The organism is Liquorilactobacillus uvarum DSM 19971 (genome assembly GCF_001434935.1).
GTDB lineage: Bacteria > Bacillota > Bacilli > Lactobacillales > Lactobacillaceae > Liquorilactobacillus > Liquorilactobacillus uvarum.
Genome location: NZ_AZEG01000013.1, coordinates 59,067 through 66,064, shown reverse-complemented (window position 1 = coordinate 66,064; position 6,998 = coordinate 59,067). Strand labels below are relative to the sequence as shown.

Genomic DNA, 6,998 nt, shown 5'->3' with positions numbered 1-6,998 from the left:
GGAGACCCTACACATTTGATTCGTCGAAACTTTGTTCAGTTTTCAAAGATCTACTTTTTCAACACAACCTCTATATGATACTTTATTAATCAACTAATGTCAACATCTTTTTGCTTTCACAATTGAAAAATAATAACCATCAGTGAAAATATAATTGTGTTAATTTTCAGTTGGCAAACGACATAAAACAAGTAATTTTTTTACCTCGCCGTTCGTACCAACAAGAAATATATTACCAACATATTCACTGATGGTCAAGCTTTTTTTTAATTCTATTTGCTCATATCTATCATTGCTTCTGTAATCCATGCATTTAAACGTTCCGAAATAGGTTTAAAACCCACGTCAACATGTCTGCTTGTCCAATAATGTTTGTGTTCACACCTGATCTTTGTGCCAAGCTTGTCCAAATCATTAGAATTTTTCACTAAACACCTCAGCGATAAACTTATTTTTTGGGTATATTCATCAATATCAATAATTCTAACCTCAACCGTTTGATTGACTTTTAGATATTTGTGAATGTCATCAACAAAACCATGTCTACATTCAGAAATATGAATAAGCCCTTGTGTATTATCTTTCAAGGTAACAAAAGCTCCATATGACTGAATGCCCGTAATTTTACCTTCAACAATCATTCCTATTCTGTACTCCATTTTTTCTCCTCAAAGCTTAAAAATTCAACCTATTCGATTACAATTTTCTCAACAATAACATCGCTAACCGGCTTATCATTTAAACCTGTCTTCACAGATGCAATTTTATCAACGGTTTCCCACCCCTTGACCACTTGTCCAAAAACTGTATGATGATGATCCAGCCAAGGAGTTCCACCTTTCTTATACATTTCAACAACTTTTTCTGGATAACCAGCTGCTTCCATTTGTTCCACCATTTGTGTGGGAAGATTTTTATTTTGCACAATAAAAAATTGGCTTCCGTTTGTATTAGGACCAGCATTAGCCATTGACAGAGCTCCTCTAAAGTTAAACAGCTCATTCGAAAACTCATCTTCAAATGGAGCATCCCAAATACTCTTGCCACCCATACCTGTTCCGGTGGGATCTCCACCTTGAATCATAAAATCTGAAATAATTCGATGAAAAATTCCGTTATCGTAATATCCTTTCTTAGCTAATGTGCAGAAGTTTTCAACTGTCTTAGGTGCTTCTTCAGGAAATAAAGCCACTGTGATATCACCTAAATTTGTTTTAAAAGTTGCTTGCGGTCCCTTAGTGCTTTCTAAATTCAATTGCGGAAATGTCAAATTAATTCCTCCTATTTGATACTTATATTCCTTATTCTATCTAAAAAGTAAATATTTTGCCAATTTAATTTATTTTGTCACACAATTATGCTAATGTAGCCTAATGTAAACAATTGAAAGGAGTAGTTTGATGTCAAGCCAGAATGATTACGATATTACAGTCATTGGTGGTGGTCCTGTTGGAATTTTTACTGCGACATACGCCAGAATGCATAAAGCAAAAGTTCAAATAATTGAGAGCCTTGATCAGTTGGGAGGACAAGCTAACACCTTATTTCCTACTAAAACTATCTATGACATCCCAGGATTCAGCTCAATACAGGCATCCGCTCTTATTGACAATCTTATTAAACAAGTCAAATTATTTTCGCCGGATATCTTCTTAAATGAAACTGTCAAATCCTTTAAAAAAACAGATACCGGTTTTTATATTACAACCTCCAAGAGAACCACGTATTCGCGTTCCATTATCATTACTACTGGTATAGGCTCATTCCAGCCACGCAGACTTGCAGTTGATACTGCACCTGAATTTGAAGGAAAACAACTTCGCTATTTCGTGCAGAATCCTGCTGATTTCAAAGATAAAGACGTTATTATTGCAGGTGGAGGGGACTCGGCTATCGATTGGGCATTGGAACTTGAAAAAAAAGTCTCCTCACTGCACATCGTACATCGGAGAGAAAAATTTCGCGCACTTGAAGCAAACGTTGATAAATTGTCGCAAACAAAAGCATTTTTTGATACACCTTACTTGATTGAAAATATTGAAAAATTCAAGAGAGATAAAATTGCTATCACCCTGAAAAGAGTAAAAAGCGATGAACACCAGCAAATAGTGGCGGATTATTTACTGGTAAACTATGGCTTTATTTCTGACAATAAAATTCTCCATTCTTGGAATTTAGAGACTGAGCACAATTTAGTGAAAGTTTCACGTGATATGCAGACTTCACTACCGGGAATCTATGCCGCAGGAGATATTGTAACTTATCCTGGGCGTGCAAATCTAATAGCAACAGGATTTGGGGAAGCACCTATCGCAGTTAACAGTGCTATGCGTTATATCTATCCAGATATACGGCAAGCAGTACATAGTACGCAACTAATGAAAAATTTTCTTACTAAAAATAAAAACTGATACGTACACTAAAATAATGATGCGTACATTAATAAGGAGTACTCTATGAGTTTTCTAATAGACTTTATTTTACACATTGATTCACATTTGATTACCATTGTCAATACTTTTGGTAATTGGACTTATCTGATCTTGTTTCTTATTATTTTCATAGAAACTGGCGCTGTTATTTTGCCATTTCTTCCAGGTGATTCATTACTTTTTGCAGCCAGTGCTCTCGCGGCAAATTCTGAATATCATTTGAATATTTGGATCTTTGTTTTTCTATTTTGGGCTGCCCCGCTTTTGGGAGATTCTTTAAACTTTTTCATCGGTCAAAAAATCGGTTCAACAATTAATGATGAATCCTTTTTAGGTCGTTTCGTCAAAAAGGAAGATTTGGATAAAACAGAAGCTTTTTTTGAAAAACATGGCGGTATGGCAATTTCGCTGGCCCGGTTTATGCCTATAATTCGCACTATGTCACCCTTTGTTGCAGGTGGAAGCGGGATACAGTATCGTAAGTTCTTCCGTTATAGTTTCATAGGTGCAACAGCATGGATGATTCTTTGCTGCAGTGCGGGATATTATTTTGGTAATTTTCCCGTTGTCAAAGAGCACTTCTCATTAATCATCATTGGTATTATTATCGTCTCCTTAATGCCTGCTATTATTGCTGCTTCGAAAAAGCATTTTGCAAAAAAATAAAGTAATAACCCAATAACGAACCGGTATAAAATTATTTTGAAAAAGTTAAGGTCTTTATTAAAAATTATTAATGGTTAACTATCGAATATTTACTAAAAACAGTTCTTAAAATTTTATTAGTTGACCAATTTTGAATAATTTTTGCTCACCTAATTGCGAAGTAAAAATCGATATAAGCACTCGCCTTAAGCAAATAGCACTAACAGAAATTAAAAATTTTCTGTTAGTGCTATTTATGTATAATTAAAATATTCAAAAAACCGATACATTAAAACTGCATAAAAGCATATTATTTACTATTTCAATATATTCAAGTTTAATGATTATCTTGAGCACTGAAAAACCAATTAAGAATTATTTTTATACAGTTCTTAATTGGCTCTAGTTCATAGATTTTTTATTTTTGACAAAATTTTATTCAGCAGTCAAAATTACTAGAATTATAAATTTTTACGACCGTACACAATTCCAAGCCCTAAAAAGATTTCCAACAATAAAAAAAACATAATAAAGCAAGCCATAAAAAAGGTGTCTGGTAATGCATTGATAATAGGATCTAAATTAGGATCAAAAAGCCAGTCCTCATTTCTAAACAGAATACGATGAAAATCTACAAAAAAAGTATTAAATTGAAGCACCATCATAAGTAATACAACAGGCAAAGCAGCCATTACCATTTTAAAAGGGAGAATTAGGTGCCACAACTGATTCTTTCGTCTCATTTTCCTTAAAAATAAAACACTTACTGGCAAAGTGCTAAAAAAAACAATATGGTTAATTAAAAACAACCTTTTTACATCCCAAAAATGATGTAGACCATTATAAGACATGTTCAACGAAAGATTAAGCTTGTTCACCCAAGGAAAATTCAAAAATGCCAGCAAATGATAATATTCTTTCATCAATTGATTGCTGGTTAACCCAACATTTTTAGCTAAACTATCATGTATAACAAAGAACTTGTACAAAGGAATAAAACTGATGGTTAAATTTATACTCAATGAAATTAAAAATAGAAAAAGACATACCCACGCGAACAGTAACAAAAATCGTTTCTTAATCATTACCTAATGTCCACTCATCCAAAGAATTAACTGTATAAGTTGGTTTAATCTTCTTTTCTTTGACCTGTTCAGGCGTTGAAACTCCTGTATAAACCAATAAGGTATCAATTCCACAATTGATTCCTGCTGAAATATCAGTCATATAATTGTCACCGACCATAATTACATCACCTTTTTCCATTTCTAATCTATCTAGCGCTTTATTCATAATAATGGATTCTGGCTTTCCAATATATGTCGCCTTTTGCTGTGTTGCACATTCTACCAAAGCAATTATTGAACCAGCTCCCGGAACTAACCCTCTTTCATTAGGCAGATTAGTATCAGCGTTTGTTCCGATGAACTTTGCCCCCGCTTTAATAGCCAGTGTTGCCAGTTCAAATTTATGATACGTCACATCATAATCCAGTCCAACAACAACATAGTCTGGATTATGCTCTACAAAATAAAAACCTTTGTCAAACAACGCTTTCTTCAGACCGAACTCACCAATTGTATAAACAGATCGCTTTTCTTTGTCCTGACTTGCTAAATAATCAGCAGTTGAAAGAGCAGTCGTATAAACATTATCCGTTGTAACATGAATATTAAAATTATGCGCTAAATTATTGACAACAGCTTGCGGTTCTTGTGTGCTATTATTAGTCACAAACAAAAACGGAATGTTCCTTTCTTGTAACCTTTCAATAAAACGCTTGGCTGCAGGAATTTTTTCTTTTCCTCGATACATCGTGCCATCCAAATCAATTAAATAACCCTTATAGTTTCTCATTATTTTCCCTCATTTACTCATTTTTACTTTTTTGTCTAATCGTAAAGTGCCTTTTCTTAAAATTCTTAGTCTGAACTGTTTTGCTTTTCAACTCTTGTTTACTATCTTTCTTTTTATGAATTTCAAATCTTTTTTCTTCAGTAAATGCATGTCGTTTCTTTGGATTCTTCTTGAAATTTTTTTTAACAAAATTTTTGTTATTTTCAGAATGTTTTGTTGAACTTCGTTTGCGATTATACTTTTTATTATTCGTAGGACTCTTTATTTTTTGAACATCCAAGTTGTGCAATATAAAATATGCGCAGCCAAAATTACAGTATTCATACAAATAGTCATCTAAATGTGCAATATTTTGTGATGGGAACCCCTTATCACTATCAGATGCATAAAAACCATGTAATCTGAGCTGATCATATCCCCAATCTCCTACAATGTAATCATATTTAGTCAATATTTGGCTAAATCGTTCTTTTAACTTCTCTAATTGAAAGCCATCACGGACATTCTTTACAAGCAAATATGGATGTCCATCAATAGTGAGCTCCGTCGAACTTTTAATTTGAATATCACTCGCATAGGCCTTTAATGTTTCAGCTTTTTTAGCAAGCTGAGCCTCTCGTCGTTCTTTTTTTTCGCTATTCATGGATACTCCCCTTCAAAGTTATTAATACTTAATTATACAGGATATTTAGCACCAAAGTAATCCCCAACGACATCCCTTAAAAAACGATCTCCTATATACTTAGGATGTCCTACGATTTCTAATGTTGGAAAAAATGGGCAATAGATAAAATTATCCACAGTTGCAATCTCATAATCTGCACCAGGATCTAATATTTGCCCATGCCAACTAACGCTTTTACTCAATGGATCAAACTCTATACCATCATAAACAAGTTCTCCAAATACTTTACCACGAAATCCATTTCCCTTAACAATTGAGTTACGCAAATGATTACGATTTTTTTCCATTTCTCGAATCAAGCGCCACAAATTGTAACCATTTAATCTTACCTTAACTATTCGCATGGGATGAGGAAGAATATGATGCAAATCGTAACGGGTTAAAACACCCTGATGCAAATCATCCAAAAACAATCCGCCATTCAATATTGAAGCCTCTGTTTGAGTAACAAATTGAATTGCTTTTAGACTGACATTCATCAATAGAGATCTTTTAACCCATGAACCTGGATAATCTTTAGGTAAAACAGCAACCTTTTTTTCTCTCAGTAACGACTCTCCTTCTTTTTGATACCGTTCAATCTCAGTAGCATCGCCCGAGCTTTCAGACAAGGAAGCTGTTTTAACAACTTCAGCCTTTTTATCAACTATTTTATGGTCAGAAATATTTAAGGTTACTTGCCCGATGTACCTCCCCCATTTGCCTGCTGCACAAAGAATCGTCTGTCCAATTTTTTCACCGTGCTCTAATAAATGGTGCGTATGGCTTCCCAAAATAACATCAAATTCTGGATATTTGCTGGCAATTGCACGATCTACATCAATTCCTAAATGTGACATCAGCACTAGAACATCAACTTTTGGACGAATCCTTTTTAATAAATTAGGCAATACGTCATCTACTTCCAAGGGAATCCAGTCATTCATTCGATAAGTTGCACTAAAAGGTGCCGTACAGGCTAAAAGCCCAATTTTCACCCCTTTATCTGTGGTAATTATTTTGCTTGATTCTGCCCATTGTGGTGCTCTTCGAGTACGCTTATTAATAATATTATCTAAGACAATGGGAAACTCAGCATCATCATACATTGCATTTAATTGCTCATGAGAATTACCGATTCCCTCATTATTTCCAACAGTAGCCGCATCATACCCAATTTTATTCATCAATTCAATGTTTATCTTGCCATTGGTTGCTTCGCTCAATGGATGCACCCGATCCATGGCATCACCTAAATCAACCGTTATAACAGTTTCGCCTTTTTCTCTCAATTGCCTTCGCGTTCCGATAAGATACCGTCTTATTTTTGGCCAATTTTCAAAATGTGAATGTATATCATTAGTGTGTAGAATTGTAATTCTTTCATTCATTATGAAGAT

At 34.2% G+C, this 6,998-nt stretch carries 8 protein-coding genes; 2 read left to right on the top strand and 6 right to left on the bottom strand.

Translation table 11 applies throughout. The features are described 5' to 3' along the window. Positions 1-272: 272 nt before the first annotated feature. Both FD20_RS07665 and FD20_RS07660 read right to left on the bottom strand, forming a co-directional pair. Positions 273-659, bottom strand: coding sequence for a CvfD/Ygs/GSP13 family RNA-binding post-transcriptional regulator (locus FD20_RS07665; protein WP_057737361.1), 387 nt, complete (start codon positions 657-659; stop codon positions 273-275). Positions 660-688: 29 nt separating this feature from the next. Further along, positions 689-1,270: a peptidylprolyl isomerase gene (locus tag FD20_RS07660; protein ID WP_057737359.1), complete on the bottom strand. Its 582-nt coding sequence runs from the start codon at positions 1,268-1,270 to the stop codon at positions 689-691. 130 nt (positions 1,271-1,400) lie between these two features. Between FD20_RS07660 and FD20_RS07655 the strand changes: the two genes are divergently transcribed. Together FD20_RS07655 and FD20_RS07650 are read left to right on the top strand one after the other, a co-directional pair. After that, positions 1,401-2,411 (top strand): NAD(P)/FAD-dependent oxidoreductase, encoded by a 1,011-nt coding sequence (locus FD20_RS07655; protein WP_057737357.1) that lies wholly within the window; start codon positions 1,401-1,403, stop codon positions 2,409-2,411. Positions 2,412-2,456: 45 nt separating this feature from the next. Further along, positions 2,457-3,098 carry a VTT domain-containing protein gene (locus FD20_RS07650; RefSeq protein WP_057737355.1) on the top strand — a complete coding sequence of 214 codons (642 nt, stop codon included), beginning with the start codon at positions 2,457-2,459 and terminating at the stop codon, positions 3,096-3,098. 440 nt (positions 3,099-3,538) lie between these two features. Here the strand turns inward: FD20_RS07650 and FD20_RS07645 are convergent, their stop codons facing one another. The 4 genes from FD20_RS07645 to FD20_RS07630 are packed head-to-tail and all read right to left on the bottom strand — an operon-like array spanning position 3,539 to position 6,989. Further along, complete coding sequence (locus FD20_RS07645) at positions 3,539-4,162, bottom strand: TIGR01906 family membrane protein (protein WP_057737353.1); 624 nt, start codon at positions 4,160-4,162, stop codon at positions 3,539-3,541. Further along, positions 4,155-4,934: a TIGR01457 family HAD-type hydrolase gene (locus FD20_RS07640; protein WP_057737351.1), complete on the bottom strand. Its 780-nt coding sequence runs from the start codon at positions 4,932-4,934 to the stop codon at positions 4,155-4,157. The genes FD20_RS07645 and FD20_RS07640 overlap by 8 nt, the downstream gene beginning before the upstream one ends. Positions 4,935-4,947: 13 nt before the next feature. Then, the gene (locus FD20_RS07635; protein ID WP_057737349.1) at positions 4,948-5,577 is read right to left on the bottom strand and encodes a YutD family protein; all 630 of its coding nucleotides are present in this window, start codon (positions 5,575-5,577) and stop codon (positions 4,948-4,950) included. 32 nt (positions 5,578-5,609) lie between these two features. After that, positions 5,610-6,989 carry a bifunctional metallophosphatase/5'-nucleotidase gene (locus FD20_RS07630; protein ID WP_057737347.1) on the bottom strand — a complete coding sequence of 460 codons (1,380 nt, stop codon included), beginning with the start codon at positions 6,987-6,989 and terminating at the stop codon, positions 5,610-5,612. Positions 6,990-6,998 lie beyond the last annotated feature (9 nt).